The organism is Phenylobacterium sp., from assembly GCF_035309685.1.
Lineage (GTDB): Bacteria > Pseudomonadota > Alphaproteobacteria > Caulobacterales > Caulobacteraceae > Phenylobacterium.
In genome coordinates this window covers 40,891-61,270 of the sequence record NZ_DATGEX010000052.1, presented here as the reverse complement: position 1 = coordinate 61,270, position 20,380 = coordinate 40,891, and the positions used below count along the sequence as shown (strand labels likewise).

Here is a 20,380-nt window from a genome sequence, read left to right as displayed (position 1 = left end):
CAGAACTGGCAAGCCGGAATTGGAGACCCTCATGTCGGATGGATTGGAAGGCGTTGTCGCCGCGGAGACCGTGCTGTCGGAGGTCGACGGCCAGGCCGGGCGGCTGATCATCCGCGGCCACGACCTGGACGAGCTGGCGGGGCGGATCACCTTCGAGGAGGTCACGCGCCTCCTGTGGGACGGCTTCTTCGACCGCCTGCCCGACGATCTGGCCCCGGCGATCGCCGCGGCCCGCGTCGAGGTGTTCGCCGAGGTCTCAGCGCTGGACACCGGGCTCCTGGATCGCAGCCCCATCGAGGGCATGCGGGCGCTCACCGCGCGGCTGGCCGACGGCGATGACCTGAGCGTGGCCCTCCGGCTCACCGCGGCGCCGGCGGTATTCACCGCCGCCATGGTGCGCGCCCAGGCCGGCGCGGCGCCGGTGAAGCCGGACCTGGCGCTCAGCCACGCGGCCGACACGCTGCGCATGCTGCGGGGCGCGCCCGCGACCGCCGCAGAGGCCGCCGCGCTGGACACCTATCTGGTGACCGTCAGCGACCATGGCCTCAACGCCTCGACCTTCGCCGCCCGGGTGATCGCCTCGACCCACGCCGGGCTCGCGTCCGCCGTACTGGGCGGGATCAGCGCGTTGAAAGGGCCGCTGCACGGCGGGGCGCCCGGGCCGATCATCGAGATGCTGGACGGCATCGGCACGCCCGGCAACGCCCGGCCCTGGATCGAGGCGGCGCTGGCCCGCGGCGACCGGCTGATGGGCTTCGGCCACCGCGTCTACCGCGTCCGCGACCCGCGCGCCGACGCCCTCAAGGCCGCGGTCCGCAAGCTGGCGGAGGGCTCGAGCGCCGCGCCGGGCCGGCTGGCCTTCGCCGAAGCGGTGGAGGCCGCGGCATTGGCGATCCTGAAAGAACGCAAACCCGACCGGTCGCTGCAGACCAATGTGGAGTTCTACACGGCGCTATTGCTTGAGGCCCTGGCCTATCCGCCGTCCGCCTTCACCTGCGTCTTCGCCACCGGCCGCGTCGTCGGCTGGATCGCGCACGCCCGCGAACAGCTGGCGGGCGGGCGGCTGATCCGCCCGGCGTCGCGCTATGTGGGACCGATGCCGAAGGTGGCCGCCTAGCTGCCTCCCCGTGCCGGGGCGGGACAGACGCCGACGCCGTCAGGGTGGGGAAGTTTGGGGCGAAGCACTGAACTCAGCAGACTGGCCCACATGTCCCCACCCGTCTCCCCCGGAACAAGTCCGGAGTCGCCACCCTCCCCAAAGCGGGGAGGGATGCTACAAGTCGGCGCCATGAACGCCGTCCAAGGTCTTTCGCCCGACAAGAGCGCCGCCCTGACGCGGCGGGTGACCCTGCTGTCGGTCGCCACGGCGAGCGTGCTGGTGACGATCAAGATCGTCGCCTGGCTTGCATCGGGCTCGGTGGCGATGCTGGCGTCGACCGCGGATTCCGGCCTGGACCTGGTGGCGTCGGCCGCGACCTTCTACGCCGTGCGCTTCGCGATGGAGCCGCCGGACGCCGAGCACCGCTATGGGCACGGCAAGGCGGAGGCCTTCGCCAGCCTCGTGCAGGCCGGCCTGGTGTTCGCCTCCGCCGCCCTGGTGGGCCGCGAGGCGATCGTCGACCTGATGCATCCCCATGCCCTGCAGCAGGAAGGCTGGGCGATGGGCGTGATGGCGGTCTCGATCGTGCTGACGGCCGGACTGCTGGCGGCGCAGGCCCGCGTTCTGCGCCAGACCTCGTCGGTGGCGGTTTCGGGGGACCACACGCACTACGCGCTGGACCTCGCCTCCAACGTGCTCGCCCTGGTCGGCATCGGGCTTTCGGCCTGGCTGGGCCTCTACTGGCTGGACGCGCTCGCGGCCCTGGTGATCGCGGCGCTCCTGCTGTGGGGCGCGGTGGGCGTGTTCCGCGAGGCCTCGGGTCAGCTCATGGACCACGAACTGCCGGACGAGGCGCGTGCGCGCATCATCGAGCTGCTGACGCAGGACGCGCGCCTGACCGACGTGCACCAGCTGCGCACCCGGGCGTCCGGCCCGTTCGTGCACATGCAGATGCACGTGGACCTTGACCCTGAGCTCACGCTCGAGGCGGCGCACGAGGTCATCGTGGCCGCCGAGAACCGCGTCCTGGCGGCCTTCCCGCAGGCCGACATCATTATCCACGCCGACCCGCGCGGGCGCGCCGAGCCGCACGGCGGGGCCTTTGCCGAGACCAAGGCGCCGAAAGCCGCCCCAAAGACGGCCGCGAGAGCGTAGTAAACGGCCCCTTAACGGGTCCGGGGTCCATTGGGGCCGACGATTCTACGAGACGAAACCTGCCCCCTCGCGTTAGCCGGACATGAGCCTCGAGCGCACCCTGCATCACTTCCCGCTGGACCCCGCCTCGCGCCAGGTGCGCCTGGCGCTGGGTGAGAAGCGGCTGGCCTTCACCGAGGTCCAGGTGCGCTATTGGGAGCGCCCAAAGGAGCTGACGGCCCTGAACCCGTCGGGCCTGGTGCCGGTGCTGGTCGAGACCGACGGGGACAAGACCCTGGTGCTCTGCGAGGCCCGCGCCATCCTCGACCACCTGGAAGAGACCGCGCCGGAGCCGGCGCTCTTGGGCCGCGACCCGGCCGAGCGGGCGGAGGCGCGGCGGCTGCTGGCCTGGTTCGACCGCAAGTTCGAGCACGAGGCGGGCGGTTACATCCTGCACGAGAAGATGGAAAAGCGGCTGCTGGGCCTGGGCGCGCCGGACCTCAACAACCTGCGCCAGGGCCGCGACGGCCTCAGAACCCACATGTTCTACATCGACAAGCTGCTGCAGGAGCGCGAGTGGCTGGCGGGCCGGCGCCTGTCGCTGGCCGATTTCGCGGCGGCGGCGCACCTGTCGGTGATCGACTATTGCGGCGACATGCCGTGGAAGGACTTCCCGGCGGTGAAGACCTGGTACATGAAGCTGAAGTCCCGGCCCTGTTTCCGGCCGCTGTTGGCGGACCGCTGGCCAGGCCTGACGCCGCCGGGGAACTATGCGGATCTCGACTTCTGACAAGACTGAAGACCTGATCCGCGCCGAGGCCTTGAGGCTCGGCTTCGACACTTGCCGCTTCACCCCGATCCCGGACGCCTGGCCGGCCGGCGCGCGGCTGGCGGAGTTCATCGCGCAGGGCCGTCACGGCGAACTGGGCTGGATGGAAGAGACCGCGCAGCGTCGGGCGCATCCCCGCGCCATGTGGCCGGACGCGCGCTCGGCCATCGCGCTGGGGATGAACTATGGCCCCGACCACGATCCGCTTAGCGTTCTGGGCGAGCCGACCCGCGCGGCGATCAGCGTCTACGCCCAGGGCGACGACTACCACGAGCTGATCAAGAGCCGGCTGAAGGCCCTGGCCCGCTGGCTGCAGAGCCGGTTCGGCGGCGAGTTGAAGGTGTTCGTCGACACCGCGCCCCTGCTGGAAAAGCCGCTGGCCGCCCAGGCGGGCCTGGGCTGGCAGGGCAAGCACACCAATCTGGTCAGCCGCGAATTCGGCTCCTGGCTGTTCCTGGGCTCGATCCTGACGACCCTGGAACTGACCGCGGACGCGGCCGAAACCGCCAGCTGCGGGACCTGCCAGGCCTGCCTGGACGTCTGCCCGACCCAGGCCTTCCCGGCGCCCTATCAGCTCGATGCGCGGCGCTGCATCTCCTACCTGACCATCGAGTTGAAGGGGCCGGTCCCGCGGGAGTTCCGCGACGCCTTGGGCAACCGCATCTATGGCTGCGACGACTGCCTGGCGGTCTGCCCCTGGAACAAGTTCGCCGCGGTGGCCGCCGAACAGAAGCTGCAGGCCCGCGAGGCGTTGCGCGCTCCGTCGCTGGCCGAGCTGTCGCGCCTGGACGACGCGGCCTTCCGGGCCCTGTTCAGCAAGAGTCCGGTCAAGCGCATCGGCCGTGACCGGTTCGTCCGCAACGTGCTCTACGCCATTGGCAATTCCGGCGACCCGGCCCTGGCCGCGGAGGCGGAGCGCCTGTTGGATGACCCCTCGCCACTGGTGCGCGGCGCGGCGGTCTGGGCGCTGTCGCGGTTGCTGGAGGCGGAGGGGTTCGAAGCCTTGCGCGCCGCCGCGACCGAGACCGATCCGGAGGTTCTTGAGGAGTGGCGCGCGCCGGGGTGAACATTTTTGATGGGCTGCTCCACGGCTGTCGGCGCATGCTAGGCAGGCAGCGGTGCGGGTGACGGGGGCAGGCTGAACATGGCCGAGGCGGAGGACGCGCGAGAGGCCGAGGCGAGCGAGGCGACGGTCGCCGGCGCGGGCCTGGGCGCGGCCCTGTCGCTGGCGCTTGGCCGGCGCAAGGAGAAAGCCGGCGGGGATCCCGAACTCGACGCCTTCCTGGCCGAGCATACGCGGCTCGCGCGGCTGCAGGCCGAGCATCTGACCGAGACCGGCGAGCTGGCCCTTTCGCGCCTGCGGCTTGGCCGGTTCAGCGACCGGATGAAGGCGCTGCTGCAGATGATGACCGCGCTCGCGGGCGCGGGCGTGGTCGCCCTGCTCGCGGCCATGGTCTGGCAGGCGCACGAACAGCACGGGCTGGAGATCGAAGCCTTCTCGGTGCCGCCCGATCTGGCGCGCGGCGGCCTGACCGGACAGGTGGCGGCCAGCCGCTTCCTGGACAAGCTTCAGGCCCTGCAGACCGCCACCGACGACTCCGACCGCCCGGCCCAGTCCTACGAGGGCAACTGGGGCAGCGACGTGAAGGTCGAGATCCCGCAGACCGGCCTGACCTTCGGCGAGTTCGAGAAGCTGCTGCGCGACAAGGTCGGCCACGTGACCCGGGTCGGCGGCGAGGTCCTGACCACGCCCACCGGCATCGCGGTCACCGCGCGCATGGGGGACGCGCCGCCGCAGACCTTCACCGGGCCGGCGACGGCCTTCGACGACCTGGCGCAGAAGGCGGCTGAGGCGGTCTATCGGGCGAACCAGCCCTATCGCTATGCTGAGTACCTCGACGAGAACGGACGGTCCGAGGAGGCCTTTGCGGTCGTCGAGGACCTCGCCGCCCACGGCCCACCCAGCGAGCGCGGCTGGGCCTACGCCAAGTGGGCCATCATGGACCTCAACGATCATGGCGACCTTGCCGCGGCGCGCAGCCATGGCGCGCTTGGCCTGGGTTTCGGCGCCGGCTCCGACCTCTCAGACCACATCAGCCTGGTGAACACGGCGGTCTGGTCGGGCCATGACGAAGCGGCGCTGTCGATCTCCAAGATCCTCGACCACGACGACCAGAAGCGCCTGCCCGACACCAGCGAGCATTTCTATGTGGAGAACAAGCTGCTGGGCCGCGGCTACCTGCAGTTTATCACCCCCGACTTCCCGGCCTCGGCGCAGACCTGGATCGAGACGGCCAAGGAGGACGGCGGAACGCATTTCAGGACGCTCGGGGCGGCGCTGGCGGAGAGCGCCTTCGCGCTCGGGCACGATCTGGCCGCCGCTACGGCTATGCAGCGGTCGGCGCAGACCCCGCCGGACACCACGATGCTGTGGGACATCGAGCAGGGCGCCTTCGAGGCGCTGCCGGTCTATTCGATCGCGGTGGAACGCGGCGACTGGGCCGCCGCCCTGGCCGACGTCCGCCAGGTCGACGCCGCCCTGGAGGCGGAGCGGGCCAAGCGGCCGGCCTATGGCCTGATGCAGCATGTCTGGATCTGGCCGCTGGAGGCGCTGGCGCTCGCGCGCACGGGCGACGTGGCGAGCGCCCAGGCGCTGATCGGCAGGACGCCGCTCGATTGCTACCAATGCCTGCGGGTGCGCGGCCAGGTCGCCGCGGCCGCCAAGGACGGGGCCGCCGCCGACCGTTGGTTCGGCGACGCCGTGCGGCTGGCGCCGTCTCCGCCCTACGCGGACGCGGAATGGGCGGAGGCGCGCCTCGCCCGAGGCGACGCCGATGGCGCGATCGCACTCGCCAAGCGCGCGGCGGCCAAGGCGCCTCGCTTCGCCGATCCGGTTGAGACCTGGGGCGAGGCGCTGATGGCCAAGGGGGACGCGGCCGGCGCGGCCGAGCGCTTCGCCGCCACCGACAAGCTCGCCCCGCACTGGGCCGCAAACCACCTGCGCTGGAGCCAGGCGCTCGCCAAGCTTGGCAAGGCGGACGAGGCGCGCCAGCAACGGGACGCGGCTGGACGCCCCTAGAAGTCGGCCGGCGGCATGTCCTTCAGCCGCGGCAAGACCTTGTCCTTTTCGGAGAGCACGGGGTCGGCGATGTCCAGCGGCCAGGCGATGCCGATGTCGGGGTCGTTCCAGATCAGCCCGCCCTCGAGCTGCGGCGCGTAGTCACCGTCGACCTTGTAGAAGAGCTCGGTATCGTCAGCGACGGTCATGTACCCGTGGGCGAAACCGCGCGGCACCCAGAGCTGCTCGCCGGCCTCGGCGGTGAGCGTCGCCCCGACCCACTGGCCGTAGGTCTTCGAGCCCTGGCGCACATCGACGCAGACGTCGAAGATCGCCCCCTTGAGCACGCGCACCAGCTTGCCCTGGGCGTGCGGCGCCTTCTGGAAGTGCAGGCCGCGCACCGTGCCCTTGCGGGCGTTGAAGGCCTGGTTGTCCTGCACGAACTGGGTGTCCACGCCGGCGGCCAGCAGCGACTTGTGGCTCCAGGTCTCGGCGAACCAGCCGCGCGCATCGCCATGGCGCTTGGGCGTGATAAGCAGGACCCCATCCAGGGCCAGGGGCGTGACGGTCGTCATGTGGGCTCGGAACGGTGAGGAGTGACCTTTCGGATGGCGCGCGCCGCGGCGATTGGCAAGTCTTCTGCGCCACAAGTCAGCGTACCTGGGGTCAGCGTCATCGTGGTGGTCTACGAGAGCGGCCCGACGCTCGCCGAGTGCCTGGCGGCGATGCGGGCGCAGACCTATCCCGACTATGAGATCCTGTTGGTCGACAACGCCTCCAGCGGCCACGAGGCGCAGGCCGCGGCCAAGGCCGACCCGGCGATCCGGCTGATCGAGAACGGCGAGAATCTGGGGTTCGCGGCGGCCGTGAACCAGGGCGCCAAGGCCGCGCGCGGACGCTGGCTCGCGCTCCTCAACCCCGACGCCTACGCGGATGCGGACTGGCTGGCGCGGCTGGTCGCGGCCACGCAGGCGAACCCAGGCGTCCACTGCTTCACCTCCCGCCAGCTGATGGCGGAAGACCCGACCAAGCTCGATGGCCTGGGCGATGTGATGTCGCTGGCCGGCTATCCGTTCCGCGGCGGCTACACGCACCCCAACCCCGGCGAGCTCGCGCCGGGCTGGGTGTTCTCGGCCTGCGGCGGGGCGATGATGGTCGAGCGCGAGCTGTTCCTGCGGCTCGGCGGTTTTGACGAGCGGCTGTTCTGTTACTGCGAGGACGTGGACCTGGGCTATCGCCTGCGGCTGATCGGCGAACCGACCCTGCTGGTCCCCGACGCCGTCGTGCGCCACGTGGGTTCGGCGTCGACCGGCGGGCGGCGCAGCGATTTCGCGGTGTTCCACGGCACCCGCAACCGCTTCTGGGTGTTCGTGAAGGACACGCCCACGGTGCTGTTCTGGCTGACGCTCCCGCTGCACATCGCCGCGACGCTGGTGCTGTTCGCGCGGCATGCGACGCGGGGCGAGGTGGCGACGCCGGTGCGTGGGCTGGCGTCAGGGATCCGGAATGTGCGGGTGGCGCTGGAAGCCCGCCGCGAGGCCCAGGCGACGCGCACCGCCAGCGCCTGGCAGATCGCCCGCGCCATGACCTGGAACCCGCTGGACCTCTTGCTGCGGCGGGCGTTCGTGCAACGCAAGCGCTAGTCCCCCGAAGCCGCCCATTCCGTCAGCCGGCGCATGAAATTCACGCCGCGTTCCATCTGGGAGATCTCGACGAACTCGTCGGGCTGATGCGCCTGGGCGATGGAGCCCGGGCCGCAGAGAACGGTGGAGAGGCCGGAGCGCTGGAACTGGCCGGCTTCGGTGGCGAAGGAGACCGCGCGCGGCGGGCCGTTGTCGCCGGCCAGGCGGCGCGCGAAGGATTCCGCGGCCCCGTCCGGCTCCGGCGCGAAGGGCGGCACGTTGGACTGTAGCCGCAGGCTGACGCCGGCCTCGGGGTGACGCGCCTTGAGCGCCGCGTCCATGGCGGCGGCTTCGGCGAAGAAGGGCGCGAGCACCACCTGCGCATCGAGGGTGTGCGGGCAGCGCAGGTCGAACAGGAAGTTGCACTCCCGCGCCAGGATGTTGCCGGCGGTGCCGCCGTTGACCAGGCCGATGGTGAGCGTCGCGCCCTTGGGCGTGAACGGCGAGGTGGGGTCGGCCTCACGCTCCAGCTTGGCCGCCAGATCGTTCAGCGACGACATCAGTTTCACCGCCTCCATGATCGCCGAGACGCCGAGCTGGGTCTGGCTGGAGTGGGCCTCGTGGCCGGTGACGCGCACCGAATAGTAGGTGATCCCCTTGTGGCCGTTCACCGCCACCATGTCGGTGGGCTCGCCGACCACCACGAAGGCGGGCTTGGGGAGTTCCCGGTGGATCACCTCGATCAGGCCGGGCGCGCCCAGGCAGCCGATCTCCTCGTCATAGGAAAAGGCCAGGTGCACCGGCTTGCGCGGGTTGGCGGCGACGAGGTCCGGCACGGCCGCCAGCGCGAGCGCCAGGAACCCCTTCATGTCGCAGGTCCCGCGGCCATAGAGGCGGCCGTCGCGTTCGACGATGGCGAAGGGGTCGCTGGTCCAGGGCTGGCCGTCCACCGGCACCACGTCGGTGTGGCCGGAGAGCACCGCCCCGCCCTCCACCGTCGGGCCGACGGTGGCCAGCAGATTGGACTTGGTCCCCTCGTGGTTGGCGACCCGGCGGTGCGGCACGCCGTGGCGGTCGAGATAGGCCTCGACCCATTCGATGAGCGCGAGGTTCGAGAGGTGCGAGGTGGTGTCGAACCCCACCAGGGTTTCCAGAATCGCGCGGGCGGCGGCGAGGTCGGTCATGGGCGACAGCCATAGACCCGGCGGCGGACAGCCTCAAAGGAAAGCGTGCGCGCCGCGCCGGGCCATGGCTACATAGCCGCAACGAGAAAAAGAGTTGGGAGGATCAGGGTGGCGGATATCGTCCTTGAGCCGGGGGCCGTCGCGCCTTCGGAGCCGCGTTTCGCACCGGTGAGCGCCGCCTACGGGCGCTATGCGCTGGCGCTGCTGGTGGCCATCTACACGGTCAATTTCCTCGACCGGCAGATCATCACCACCATCGGCGAGAGCATCAAGAACGACCTTCGCCTCACCGACAGCCAGATGGGGGCGCTCGGCGGCATCTATTTCGCGGCGGTCTACACCATCCTGGGCATCCCCATCGCGCGGGTGGCGGACAAGTCGAACCGCCCCTGGGTGATGACCATTTCGCTCGCGCTGTGGAGCGGCTTCACCGTCGTCTCCGGCGTCGCCCGCAGCTACGCCGTCCTGGCCTTCGCCCGGGCCGGCGTCGGCATCGGCGAGGCCGGCTGTTCGCCGACGGCGCACTCCCTGCTCGCCGACTATTTCCCGCCGAACAAGCGGGCGACCGCGCTGGCCATCTATTCCATGGGCATTTCGATCGGCACGCTGCTGGGCATGGCGATCGGCGGGATCGTCGCCGAGCACTACGGCTGGCGGAGCGCCTTCTTCGTGGCCGGCGCGCCGGGCCTGGTCTTCGCCCTGCTGGCGATCTTCACCTTGCGCGAGCCGCGCAGCCAGCTTTCCCGCGACGCCCAGGCGGCGGCCAATGCGTCGAGCCACATCCCGTTGCTGATGGTGTTCTCCACGCTGGAGCAGCGGCCCACCTTCTGGCTGTTCGCCATGGGCGGGGCGCTGACCTCCTTCGTCAGCTACGCGCATGGCCAGTTCTTCACGCCCTTCTTCCTGCGCAACCACGCCCATGAGCTGACGGTGCTGGCCGGCCAGTTCGGCATGGCGCCGGCGCCCGGCAAGCCGCCGCTTGGCTTCATCAGCCTGGCGCTCGGCCTGGGCGCGGGCTTCGGCGGCGCCTTCGGCTCCTGGCTGGGCGGCGTGCTGGCCGACCGGTGGGGGGCCAAGGACGTGCGCAACTATGCGCTCTTCCCGCTGCTGGTGCCCTTCGTCAGCCTGCCGGTGCTCTGGTATGTGGCGGGCTCGGACAACATGCTGCTGGCGCTCATCCTGTTGCTGATCCCCAATATCGGGGTCGGCGCCTGGTGGGGCCCGGTCTACGGCGGGGTGCAGACCATGGCGCCGCCGGCCATGCGGGCGATCGCCGCCGCGGTGCTGCTGTTCGCGATCAACATCATCGGCCTGGGCGGCGGGCCCACCGCGTTCGGCATGACCACCGACCTGATGACCAACCACTACCTCGCAGGGACCGGCCTGGACGTCCTAGCCTGCAAGACCGCCGCCGGCGCCGCCAAGGTCGCCTGCGCCGCCGCCTCGGCGCACGGCATCAAGATCACGGTCTATCTGTCGACGGCGATCATCCCGCTGGCCATGCTCTGCTTCTTCGCCAGCCGCTGGACGATCCAGGCCGACGTGGCCAAGGCCGACGCGGTGCCGGCCAAGCCGATCACCACCGCCCGGCTGTCGGTCTACATGTTCCTGGCCGGCGCCCTGCCCGGCGCGGCGCTGGCCAATGCGTCGTCGATGTTCTTCAAGACCCCGCCGCCGATGTTCTGGCTGCAGGGCCTGGTGGTCGGCGGCGCGATCGGGGTGGCGATCGCCACCATGGTGGCCACCGCCGGCCGGCCCAAGGCCGCCTAGCCGCTTGGCGCAGGCGCCCGCGATCGTCTGCCGTCCGGCGCGCCGCCAGGATGTGGCCGCCATCGTGCGCCTCTTGGCCGATGACGGCCTGGGCGCGGGCCGCGAGGTGGTCAGCGATCCGCCGGCGCCCGGCTACCTGGAAGCCTTCGACGACCTCGCCGCCAACCCACGCGCCCTGCTGGCGGTGGCCGAGACTGCGGACGGCGCGGTGGTCGGGACCCTGCAGCTGACCTTCATCGCCGGGCTGTCGAACCAGGGGGCGAAACAGGCGCTGGTCTCGGCGGTGCGGGTGGATTCACGGCTTCGCGGTCAGGGACTGGGCGAGACGATGATGGCCTGGGCGATGGACGAGGCCCGCGCGCGGGGCTGCACCCAGATGGAGCTACTCAGCCACGCCAGCCGCGACGCCGCGCACCGCTTCTACGAGCGGCTGGGGTTCGCGAAGAGCCACGTGGGCATGAAGCGGTCGCTCTAGCCCGCGGCGACGCTGCCGGGGCCCGGCAGGAAATCGATCAGCTCGATCTTGAAGATCAGCGCGGCGCCCGGCGGGATCGGGCCCTGGCCTTCGGCGCCGTAGCCCAGCTCCGGCGGCACATAGAGCATCCAGACGTCGCCGGGCTTCATCTTCTGCAGGGCCTCCTGCCAGGCCTTGACCAGGCCCTTCAGCGGCATGGCCGCCGGCTGGCCGCGCTCGTAGGAGCTGTCGAAGACCGTGCCGTCGATCAGCTTGCCCTCGTAATTGACCTTCACCTCGTCGTTGATGTGCGGCTTGAGGCCCGTGGCCGGGCCGGAGCTGACGATCTTGTACTGCAGGCCGTCCGGCAGGACGACGACGCCCGGTTCCTTGGCGTTCTTGGCCAGGAAGGCTTTGGAGGCCGCGCTCTGGTCGGCGGCGGCCGGCGCCTGCGGGCCCTCGGGCTTGTCGCCCGCCACGACGCTCTTCTGCTGCTGGCAGGCGGCCAGGGAGAGAATCGCCGCCACAATCATCAGTTTACGGATCATTTGTTCGATGTCTCTCAAACAGCGCGCGGGGGATAGCCGGCGTCCCGGAGGGCGTCCATGATTTCCTGGGTGTGCTGGGCGTCGCGGGTCTCGATCAGGATATCGAACTCCGCGCCCTTGGCCGGCACGTCCAGCGCCAGGCGGTTGTGCGCCACCTCGATGATGTTGGCCCCCATCCGGCCGATGATCGCCGAGACCGTGCCTAGCAGGCCCGGGCGGTCGTCGCCGATGATCCGCAGACTGACGATCCGCTGCTCGCGGACCAGCTCGCGGGTCAGCACCGAGGCCAGGAGGCGGGTGTCGATATTGCCGCCGGTGATCACCAGGCCGCAGCGCTTGCCGCGGAACTTCTCCGGATAGGCCAGGAGGGCGGCGAGCGATCCGGCCCCGGCGCCCTCGGTCACGGTCTTCTCGACATTGCAGTAGAGGGCCACCGCGCGCTCGAAGAACGGCTCCTCGATCAGGAGCACCTCGTCGACCAGCGGCCGGACCACGGAATAGGAAAGGTCGCCCACCTGCTTGACCGCGATGCCCTCGGCGATGGTCGCGCCGCCGCCGGAGACGCCGGCGTTGACGCCGCGCATCTTGGCGGTGAACGAGGGGTACATGGCCGGCTCCAGGCCGACGATCTTGATGTCCGGCTTCACGTGCTTGGCCGCCGTCGCCATGCCGGCGATCAGCCCGCCGCCGCCGATCGGGATCGGCAGGACCTCCAGGTCCGGCGCGTCCTCCAGCATCTCCAGCGCCACCGTCCCCTGGCCGGCCATGACGTCGAGGTCGTTGAAAGGGTGCACGAACACCAGGTCGCGCTCGTCGCGCAGCTTCATGGCGAAGGCCGAGGCCTCGTCGTAGCCCTCGCCGTCGATCACCACCTCGGCGCCGTGGGCGCGCGTCTGCTGCACCTTCACGAAGGGCGTCGCCTTGGGCATGACGATGGTCACCGGAATGCCCAGCCGCGCGGCGTGGTAGGCCAGCCCCTGGCTGTGGTTGCCGGCGGAAGCCGCGATCACGCCGCGCTTCTTCTCGGACTCGGTGAGCTGCAGGAGCTTGTTGAGCGCGCCGCGCTCCTTGTAGGCGGCGGTGAACTGCAGGTTCTCGAACTTCACCCAGACGTCCGCGCCGGTGATCTCCGAGAGCGTCCGCGAGCGGCGGCAGGGCGTCCGCTCAATATGACCCTGCAGCCGGTCTTTGGCTGCGAGGATGTCATCGAAGGCGAGGGTCATGACGGACTGCTTGGCTGGGAATGGGCGGCGGAAAAGGCGCGCAACCTAACGGCGGAGGCGCCTTGCCGCAATGCAGCAGCGTGGGGAGCCGGCGAAGGCCGAGCTTGCAGGACGCGGCGGTGTGATATGGAGCGGCCCCATGTGGACGTTTGACCTCACCAAGCCGCTGCTGGAGCTCCTGTGGACGCGCCGGGTGTTCCACGGCCTGAAGAGCGAACGCTGGCAGGTGGGCGACCGCCTGATGATGGACGACGACTGCGTCCTGGAGCCCTTCACCCAAACCCTGGACGGCGCGTGGCTGCCCGCGGCCATCGGCTGCTTTTCCTACAGCGCCAGCCCGTTCAGCTCCGGCGTGCGGGTGGGCCGATACTGCTCGATCGCCCGCGGCGTCCGATGGCTGGGCGGCGACCACGCGACCACCTGGGCGACCACCTCGCCGGTGTTCCACGAGCACGACTCCCTGGCCATCGGAGCCTACCGCAGGGTCCACGGCCTGACCGCGCCGCCCCTCCCGTTCGAGGTGGCCCCGCCCGATGTGGCCATCGGCCATGACGTCTGGATCGGCGAGGAGGCGGCGATCGCGCGCGGGGTGACGATCGGCGACGGCGCTATCGTCGGGTCTCGGGCGCTCGTGGTGAAGGACGTGCCGCCCTACGCCATCGTCGGAGGGACCGCGGCCAGGGTGCTGCGGATGCGCTTCCCCGACCCCCTGATCGAACGCTTCCAGCGGGTGCAGTGGTGGCGCTTTGGGCCGGAGGTGCTGGAATCCCTGCCCATCGACCAGCCGGAAGCGTTCCTCGACGCCCTGGAGGCACGGATCGCGTCCGATCCGCCCGCCGAACTGCGGCCAACGCCGCTGCGGACCGACGAGATCCTGGCCGTGCTCAAAGGCCAATCAAACTAGGTCGCCACGCCCTTCGGCCTTCAGGCGCTCGACGAGGGCTCGGATGGCGGCGGGATCGTCCTTCGGGGCGATCATCACCACGCCGCCCTCGACCACGACCACCAGGTTCTCGACGCCGCTCAGCGCCACCGTCGGCCCGTCGGAGATCACGAGATTTCCGGAGGTCCCGGCCGTGACCGCCGGACCCTGCAACACGTCGCCGGACGGGGTCTTTTCGGCCTGGGCCCACAGCGCCGCGTAGACGCCCACGTCGCTCCAGCCGATGTCGGCGGAGACCACCACGGCCTTGTCGGTCTTCTCGAAGACCGCGACGTCGACCGGCGCCGCCGGCGTGCGCGCGAAGGCCTGGCCAAGCTGGAGATCGCCCGCCGAGCGCGCCGCCTCGGCGAAGGCGATCTCCGCCGCCGCCGTGAGCTCGGGCGCCAGGCGGCGCGCCTCGGCCAGGAAGGCGGCCGGGGCGAAGAGGAAGATCCCGGCGTTCCAGCTGTAGGCCGGGTCGGCGAGATAGGCCTGGGCGGTGGCGAGGTCGGGCTTTTCCACGAAGGCGGCGACCTTGCGGACCGGGCCCTCGCCGGACCCATCGCCGGTCTGCGCGCGGATATAGCCGTAGCCGGTCTCGGGCGCGGTGGGCTTGATGCCGAAGATCACCAGGGCGCCGTCCTGGGCCGCCGGCGCCCCGGCCGCGATGGCGTCGCGCAGCGCCTGCGGATCGTCCACCCGCGCGTCGGCGCTGAGCAGCAGGACGAGCTCCGCGCCGGCTTGCGCGGCGGTCAGCGCCGCGATCACGGCGGCGGCGCCGGTGTTGCGGCCCTGCGGCTCCAGCACCAGCGAGGGCGTCACACCCACCTCCGCCAGCTGCGTGCGGACCAGCTCCGCGTGCGCAAGGCTGCAGATCACCACCGGCGGGGCGAAGGCGTCGGTCGCAAAGCGCAGGGCGGTGTCCTGGATCAGGGTGCGCTCGCCGCCCAGCGTATGGAATTGCTTGGGCTTGGCCTGCCGCGACAGGGGCCAGAGCCGGGTTCCTGCGCCGCCGGACATCAGGACGGGGGTGATCTTCGCCATGGCGCGACCTTAGACCAGGGGTTCGGCCTTTTTGAAATCGCCTCGCCACAAGGTGCGCCGCTATAGTCGGCCCGTGCCCGAAACCCAATCCTCAAAGCCCGCGCTCTTCCTCGACCGCGACGGGGTGCTGAACGAGGACCACGGCTATGTCTTCCGCTGGGAGGACTTCCGCTGGATCCCAGGCGCGAAGGAGACGGTGGCCGCCTTCAACCGGGCCGGTTGGCTGGTGATCGTGGTGACCAACCAGTCCGGCGTCGGACGCGGTTTCTACAGCGAGGACGACATGCGCGCCCTGCACGCGCGGATGGCTGAGGACCTTGCCGAGGCCGGGGGCCACATCGACGCCTTCTACCACGCGCCGCAGCACCCGGACGCCCCGCTCGACGCCTATCGCCACCCCGACCCGCCGGACCGCAAGCCCAACCCCGGCATGATCCTGCGCGCGCTCGCCGAGTGGCCGATCGACCGCGAGGCCTCGCTGCTGGTCGGCGACAAGCCCAGCGACCTGGAGGCGGCGGAACGGGCGGGCGTCCGCGCGGCCCTGTTCACGGGCGGCGACCTCATGCAGTTCCTCAGGGACGAGGCGCTGCTGCCCGCCTAGCGCCCCTCCATCTGCGCCAGCATCCGTTCCAGCGTCGCAAGCTCGTCGGCCTCGCCGGGCGGCTTGTCCCAGCGCAGGCGGTTGATGCGCGGGAAACGCATGGCGACGCCGGACTTGTGGCGGGTGGAGCGCTGCAGGCCCTCGAAGGCGACCTCGAAGACCAGGCCGTGGCGCGGCTCCGCGCGGACGGAACGCACCGGCCCGAAGCGCTCGATCGTGTTGTCGCGGACGTATTTGTCGATCGCCTTCAGCTCCTCGTCGGTGAAGCCGAAGTAGGCCTTGCCCACCGGCGTCAGGACGCGGGCGCCGGCGTCATCCTGCGTCCAGACCCCGAAGGTGTAGTCGGAGTAGAAGCTCGACCGCTTGCCGTGGCCGCGCTGGGCGTACATCAGCACCGCGTCGATCAGGAACGGGTCGCGCTTCCACTTGAACCAGGGCCCCTTGGGGCGGCCGGCCTCGTAGACCGAATCCCAGCGCTTCAGCATCAACCCCTCGGCGATCTGCGGGTCGCCGGCCGGCGGGTGGGCGCGCAGGGCCGCGAGCTCCGCCCAGGTCGCGAAAGGCTGGGTCGGCGACAGGTCGATGCGCGGGCTCGCCTCCCTGGCCACGAAGGCCTCCAGGCGTTTGCGGCGCTCGGCGAAGGACAGGACGCGGGTGTCTTCGGGCCCTTCCGCCAGCAGGTCGTAGGCGCGGATGGCGGCCGGGAAGGCCGCCAGCGCCTTGGCGTCCACCGTCTTGCGGTTCAGGCGCTGCTGCAGGTCGGCGAAGGCGGCGACCTTGCCATCGCGCATGACCAAGAGTTCGCCGTCGATGACCCCTTCGGCCTGCAGGGCGTCGACCACGTCCGGGAACGACTTTGAGATGTCGTCGCCGGTGCGGGTGTAGAGGCGGCGCACGCCGGCCTCGTTGACCGCCTGGACGCGGATACCGTCCCATTTCCATTCGGCGGCGTAGTCGGCCGGATCGAGCTTGGCGAAATCGACCGCCTCGTCGATCGCCTGGGCCAGCATGGCGGGGCGGAAGCGGCCAGGGTTCTCCGACGACGGACGCTCGCCGCGGCCTTCCAGCCAGGCGAACAGGTCCTCGTAGGGCGGGTGCAGCGCGTGCCAGATCTCCTCGACCTCGGCGACCGGCACGGGTTCGGCGCCCATCTCGGCGGCCGCCCGCTTGGCGAGGCGGGCGGTGAGGCCGACGCGCAGGCCGCCGGTCATCAGCTTCAACAGCGCCCAGCGGCCGGTGGGCTGCAGGGCGTCGAGCCAGCCTTCGATCAGCGTCTGCACCTCGGCCCGCGTGGCGCCGCGCAAGGCGTCGACCACCTCGGAGAGTTCCGGTTCGCGGTTGGCGCCCGGCCGCGCCGGCCAGACCAAGGCGACGGTTTCGGCGAGGTCGCCCACATAGTCGTAGGACCACCAGAACAGCTGCGGATCCATCCGCTCTTCCACCGCCTTGCGGATGAAGGCCGGCTTGGCGGCGTCGAAGGAGAGGTCGCCGGTCAGCGCCGCCAGCGCCCAGCCGCGGTCCGGGTCCGGCGTCTCGCGCAGATAGTCGGTGACCAGGGTCAGCTTGGCGTTGCGCGAGGCCGTCAGCGACAGGCGGTCGAGGAGTTCGGCGAAGGCGCGCATCAGCCGTCGTCCTCTTCCTCGTAGCCCACCAGCGCCAGCGCGCGGGCCGGCACGCCGTGCATCTCGGCCCACCTGGCCAGCGCCTCCTCGCGGCCGTGGGTGATCCAGAGTTCGCCGGGCCGTAGCTCGTCGACGGTGGCGGTGAGTTCGTCCCAATCGGCGTGATCGCTGATGACCAGCGGCAATTCCACACCCCGCTGGCGGGCCCGGGCGCGGACCTGCATCCAGCCCGACGCGAAGGCGGTGACAGGATCGGGGAAACGGCGGCTCCAGCGGTCCTGGGTGGCGGACGGCGGGGCGATGACGATCTGGCCTGCGAAATCGGCCTTCTTGCCGGTCGTGGCGGGCTCCAGCGGGCCGAGGTCGATGCCGTGCCGCTCATAGAGCGCGTTCAGCCGCTCCAGCGCCCCATGGACGTAGATGGGCCGGTCCCACCCGGCCTCGCGCAGCAGGCGGATGATCCGCTGCGCCTTGCCGAGCGCATAGGCGCCGACCAGGTGGCAGCGCTCCGGAAACTGGGCCACGGACCGCAGCAGCCGGGCGATCTCCTCGTGGTCCGGCGGGTGGCGGAACACCGGCAGGCCGAAGGTGGCCTCGGTGATGAAGACCTCGCAGGGGACCGGCTCGAAGGGCGGACAGGTCGGATCGCGCCGCCGCTTGAAGTCGCCGCTGACCACCATGGTCAGGCCCTTCCAGCGCACCACCGCCTGGGCCGAGCCCAGCACGTGGCCCGCCGAAACCAGGGTCACCTCGACGGCGTCGCGCGGCACGGCCTCGCCGTAGGCGGCCGCCTGCATCGACCCGGCGAACGCAGCGCCATAGCGCTCGCCCATGATGTCGAGCGTCTCCCGGGTCGCGAGCACCGCGCCGTGGCCGGCGCGGGCATGGTCGGCGTGGCCATGGGTGATCACCGCGCGCGCCACCGGCCTGACCGGGTCGATGTAGAAGTCGCCCGGGGCGCAATAGAGGCCCTCAGGCTTTGGGCAGAGCAGGTCCTGGGGCCGGATCATCGAGGGCTAATGTAGTGCAGCGGCGAAGGCTCCGCCCACAGACTCCACATTGACGGTGGCTGGCCGCGGTCCTACCGCCTTCAAGGATGAGCGACGTCGCCCCGGAATTCCGCGAGATCGCCGAGCGCATGGTGCAGGTGACGCCCCAGGCGGCGGCGCTCGGCATGCGCTTCGTCTCGGTGGCGCCGGCGCGGGGCTCCCTGTCGGTGCCCTGGCGCGAGGACTTGGTGGGCGATCCGGACACCCAAGTGATCGCGGGTGGCGTGGTCACCACCCTGCTCGACCACACCTGCGGCCTGGCCATGGGCGCGGCGGCGGGCCAGGAGCCGTTCTCGACCGCGACGCTCGACCTGCGCATCGACTACATGCGCCCGGCCGCGCCCCGGACCGGCGTCACCTGCGAGGCGCACTGCTACAAGCTCACCCGCTCGGTCGGCTTTGTGCGGGCCGAGGCCTGGGACGTCGACCGCGCAGACCTGGTCGCCACCGCCCAGGCGGCCTTCATCCTCAACCGGCCGAACACATGACCACGGCCGCAGAACAGCTTGAGGCCTTCCTGCAGCGAGTGCCCTACGTGCGGTTCCTGGGCATGCAGGCCGAGCTGGCGGGCGATGAGATGACCGCCATCCTGCCGGCCAAGCCGGAGCTGATCGGCAACACCTACATCCCGGCCCTGCACGGCGGGGTGATCGGGGCGTTCCTGGAGATGACGGCGCTGGCCCAGCTCTCGGTCGCCGAGCCGGCGCGGCGGCTGCCCAAGACCATCGACGTGACCATCGAATATCTGCGCCCCGGGCGCGGCGGGCTGACCTCCTACGCGCGGGCGGACCTGCGCAAGGTTGGCCGGCGGATCGCCAACGTCCATGTCGAGGCCTGGCAGGACGACCGCGACAAGCCCTTCGCGGCGTTAAGGGGCCACTTCCTGCTGGCCCAGGGCTGAGCCCTCATCCGACCGCTTCGCGGCCACCTTCTCCCCGGGGAGAAGGATCACTTCGGCAGAGCCGCCTGTTCCTTCTTCACCTGGTCGAGCTTGGCCTGCGCCGCGGCGAGCGCGGCGGGGTCGCCCTTGGCCTTGGCCTGCACCACCTCGCCGGTCGCCTCCATCTCGCGCACGGGGAGCAGGTGGGTGTTGTCGGCGTGCTTGAAGGGGCCGGTCTGGATGCGTTCGAGGATCGCGCGCTGCCGCTTGGCCTCGTCGCTGTCGCCGACGCCATAGGCGAAGATGAAGTCGGCGACCTTCTTCTTCACCGCCGGATCCAGGTCGGCGCGCCAGACCATCGGATCCTCCGGAATGGTCGGCGAGGTCCAGATCACCTGCAGGCTGTCCAGCGCCTTCTTCGACTGGTCGGTGTTGATCGCCGCCAGCCGATCCATGGAGCGGGTGTTGTCGGTCGCGGCCGGCAGGACGCCATTGGCCACCGAGTACAGGTTCGCTTCCGCGCTGGCCGAGCGCACCGTCTTGAAACACTTCACCGGATCGATGCCCTTGGGCCCGAAGAGATAGGTGTTGGGCGCCAAGGTGCCGGAGGTCGATTTCGCATCGCCCATGCCAAACTCCAGGGTCTGGCCGCACTTGAGCAGCTTATCCAGCGTGATCCCCGAGCCCTTCTTGACGATGATCACGCCCTGATAGCCGTCGTGGCCGTTGGGGTGGGTGGTGCGGGCGAAGACCTCGCCGCCGGCGCGGCGCACCGCCTCCAGGCCCGACTGGTTGGTGAACCAGCCGAGGTCCGACTGCTTGAAGCGCAGCGCCTCGATGAGCGCCGAGTAGTTCGAGCCGAAGAACGGCTTCACGGTGAGGCCGGTGGCCTTCTCCATGTCCTTAAGGAACGGACCCCACTCCTGCATCTGGGTCTGGGTCGCCTCGGTGGAGACGATCGAGAAGGTCAGGGTGTTGGAGGCGGCGGGCTTCTCCGCGGGCTTGCCGCAGGCGGCGAGGGCGAGGAGGAAGGCGGCGGCGAGAGCGATGCGTTTCATGGCCCGACCATAGCGCAGCTTTTGCGACAGGCGAGCGAAGGTCGAATCAGGGTCGCAGCCGGCATCCTTCAGGATGCTGGATAGCCCTGAAGCCCATGGTTGATTGCAAGCTTGGTCCTCTCGGCAAGTCAAGGACGCGGCCCTGGCCGCGCCGCGCAGCGGCTGGCTGCGCCAGTCCTTGAGTTGCCGAGAGGACCAAGCGAATCTGGCCGCCATGGACTTAAGGCGCGGTCCGTTCAGGACCGCAGGCCTCGACAGGCCGCTGTCGGGACGTTACCCGCAG

19 protein-coding genes and 1 pseudogene are annotated in these 20,380 nt (G+C 70.6%); 12 read left to right on the top strand and 8 right to left on the bottom strand.

From position 1 onward, the window contains the following. Nucleotides 1–31: 31 nt before the first annotated feature. The 5 genes from VKQ35_RS16695 (at nucleotide 32) to VKQ35_RS16675 (ending at nucleotide 6,141) form a co-directional block, all read left to right on the top strand. Nucleotides 32–1,117, top strand: a complete 1,086-nt coding sequence (locus tag VKQ35_RS16695) for a citrate synthase/methylcitrate synthase (protein WP_324363638.1) — start codon at nucleotides 32–34, stop codon at nucleotides 1,115–1,117. A 171-nt stretch (nucleotides 1,118–1,288) separates the two neighbouring features. Continuing rightward, nucleotides 1,289–2,254 (top strand): cation diffusion facilitator family transporter, encoded by a 966-nt coding sequence (locus VKQ35_RS16690; RefSeq protein WP_324363636.1) that lies wholly within the window; start codon nucleotides 1,289–1,291, stop codon nucleotides 2,252–2,254. A gap of 82 nt (nucleotides 2,255–2,336) precedes the next feature. Beyond that, entirely contained in the window at nucleotides 2,337–3,023 is a 687-nt protein-coding gene (locus VKQ35_RS16685) for a glutathione S-transferase family protein (protein ID WP_324363634.1), read from the top strand. Beyond that, nucleotides 3,004–4,128: a tRNA epoxyqueuosine(34) reductase QueG gene (gene queG / locus VKQ35_RS16680; protein ID WP_324363633.1), complete on the top strand. Its 1,125-nt coding sequence runs from the start codon at nucleotides 3,004–3,006 to the stop codon at nucleotides 4,126–4,128. Before VKQ35_RS16685 ends, queG begins: the two co-directional genes overlap by 20 nt. Nucleotides 4,129–4,206: 78 nt before the next feature. Next, complete coding sequence (locus tag VKQ35_RS16675) at nucleotides 4,207–6,141, top strand: hypothetical protein (RefSeq protein ID WP_324363631.1); 1,935 nt, start codon at nucleotides 4,207–4,209, stop codon at nucleotides 6,139–6,141. Here VKQ35_RS16675 and rfbC read toward each other — a convergent pair. Next, nucleotides 6,138–6,695, bottom strand: a complete 558-nt coding sequence (rfbC, locus tag VKQ35_RS16670; protein WP_324363629.1) for a dTDP-4-dehydrorhamnose 3,5-epimerase — start codon at nucleotides 6,693–6,695, stop codon at nucleotides 6,138–6,140. The two genes, VKQ35_RS16675 and rfbC, sit on opposite strands and share 4 nt — an antisense overlap. Nucleotides 6,696–6,728: 33 nt before the next feature. Between rfbC and VKQ35_RS16665 the strand changes: the two genes are divergently transcribed. Further along, entirely contained in the window at nucleotides 6,729–7,763 is a 1,035-nt protein-coding gene (locus VKQ35_RS16665; protein WP_324363627.1) for a glycosyltransferase family 2 protein, read from the top strand. Here the strand turns inward: VKQ35_RS16665 and argE are convergent. Further along, entirely contained in the window at nucleotides 7,760–8,926 is a 1,167-nt protein-coding gene (gene argE, locus VKQ35_RS16660) for an acetylornithine deacetylase (RefSeq protein ID WP_414692358.1), read from the bottom strand. The genes VKQ35_RS16665 and argE overlap by 4 nt on opposite strands. A 108-nt stretch (nucleotides 8,927–9,034) precedes the next feature. Between argE and VKQ35_RS16655 the strand changes: the two genes are divergently transcribed. Together VKQ35_RS16655 and VKQ35_RS16650 are read left to right on the top strand one after the other, a co-directional pair. Beyond that, nucleotides 9,035–10,696, top strand: a complete 1,662-nt coding sequence (locus VKQ35_RS16655) for an MFS transporter (protein ID WP_324363626.1) — start codon at nucleotides 9,035–9,037, stop codon at nucleotides 10,694–10,696. A 4-nt stretch (nucleotides 10,697–10,700) separates the two neighbouring features. Continuing rightward, nucleotides 10,701–11,171 (top strand): GNAT family N-acetyltransferase, encoded by a 471-nt coding sequence (locus tag VKQ35_RS16650; protein WP_324363624.1) that lies wholly within the window; start codon nucleotides 10,701–10,703, stop codon nucleotides 11,169–11,171. Here the strand turns inward: VKQ35_RS16650 and VKQ35_RS16645 are convergent. Together VKQ35_RS16645 and VKQ35_RS16640 are read right to left on the bottom strand one after the other, a co-directional pair. Continuing rightward, entirely contained in the window at nucleotides 11,168–11,698 is a 531-nt protein-coding gene (locus VKQ35_RS16645) for an FKBP-type peptidyl-prolyl cis-trans isomerase (RefSeq protein WP_324363622.1), read from the bottom strand. The two genes, VKQ35_RS16650 and VKQ35_RS16645, sit on opposite strands and share 4 nt — an antisense overlap. A 14-nt stretch (nucleotides 11,699–11,712) precedes the next feature. Further along, on the bottom strand, nucleotides 11,713–12,921 hold the full coding sequence (locus VKQ35_RS16640; RefSeq protein ID WP_324363621.1) for a threonine ammonia-lyase: 1,209 nt from the start codon (nucleotides 12,919–12,921) through the stop codon (nucleotides 11,713–11,715). Between the two features lie 532 nt (nucleotides 12,922–13,453). Here VKQ35_RS16640 and VKQ35_RS22090 point away from each other — a divergent pair. Beyond that, nucleotides 13,454–13,622 (top strand): annotated as a pseudogene (locus VKQ35_RS22090) (type B chloramphenicol O-acetyltransferase); the annotation flags it as partial. 194 nt (nucleotides 13,623–13,816) lie between these two features. On the opposite strand, the gene VKQ35_RS16630 reads toward VKQ35_RS22090, so the two are convergent. Next, nucleotides 13,817–14,887 (bottom strand): mannose-1-phosphate guanylyltransferase, encoded by a 1,071-nt coding sequence (locus VKQ35_RS16630; RefSeq protein WP_324363620.1) that lies wholly within the window; start codon nucleotides 14,885–14,887, stop codon nucleotides 13,817–13,819. Between the two features lie 73 nt (nucleotides 14,888–14,960). Here VKQ35_RS16630 and VKQ35_RS16625 point away from each other — a divergent pair, with 73 nt between their 5' ends. Beyond that, a complete protein-coding gene (locus VKQ35_RS16625; protein ID WP_324363619.1) occupies nucleotides 14,961–15,488 on the top strand; it encodes an HAD family hydrolase in 528 nt (175 codons plus the stop codon). Here VKQ35_RS16625 and VKQ35_RS16620 read toward each other — a convergent pair. Both VKQ35_RS16620 and VKQ35_RS16615 read right to left on the bottom strand, forming a co-directional pair. Next, the gene (locus VKQ35_RS16620) at nucleotides 15,485–17,110 is read right to left on the bottom strand and encodes a cisplatin damage response ATP-dependent DNA ligase (RefSeq protein ID WP_324363617.1); all 1,626 of its coding nucleotides are present in this window, start codon (nucleotides 17,108–17,110) and stop codon (nucleotides 15,485–15,487) included. The two genes, VKQ35_RS16625 and VKQ35_RS16620, sit on opposite strands and share 4 nt — an antisense overlap. After that, a complete protein-coding gene (locus tag VKQ35_RS16615; RefSeq protein WP_324363615.1) occupies nucleotides 17,110–18,120 on the bottom strand; it encodes a ligase-associated DNA damage response exonuclease in 1,011 nt (336 codons plus the stop codon). The genes VKQ35_RS16620 and VKQ35_RS16615 overlap by 1 nt, the downstream gene beginning before the upstream one ends. Nucleotides 18,121–18,206: 86 nt before the next feature. Here VKQ35_RS16615 and VKQ35_RS16610 point away from each other — a divergent pair, with 86 nt between their 5' ends. Both VKQ35_RS16610 and VKQ35_RS16605 read left to right on the top strand, forming a co-directional pair. Next, the gene (locus tag VKQ35_RS16610) at nucleotides 18,207–18,647 is read left to right on the top strand and encodes a PaaI family thioesterase (protein ID WP_324363614.1); all 441 of its coding nucleotides are present in this window, start codon (nucleotides 18,207–18,209) and stop codon (nucleotides 18,645–18,647) included. Beyond that, nucleotides 18,644–19,060, top strand: coding sequence for a PaaI family thioesterase (locus VKQ35_RS16605; protein WP_324363612.1), 417 nt, complete (start codon nucleotides 18,644–18,646; stop codon nucleotides 19,058–19,060). Before VKQ35_RS16610 ends, VKQ35_RS16605 begins: the two co-directional genes overlap by 4 nt. A gap of 47 nt (nucleotides 19,061–19,107) precedes the next feature. Here the strand turns inward: VKQ35_RS16605 and phnD are convergent, their stop codons facing one another. After that, entirely contained in the window at nucleotides 19,108–20,097 is a 990-nt protein-coding gene (gene phnD / locus VKQ35_RS16600) for a phosphate/phosphite/phosphonate ABC transporter substrate-binding protein (protein ID WP_324363610.1), read from the bottom strand. Between the last annotated feature and the right edge of the window lie 283 nt (nucleotides 20,098–20,380).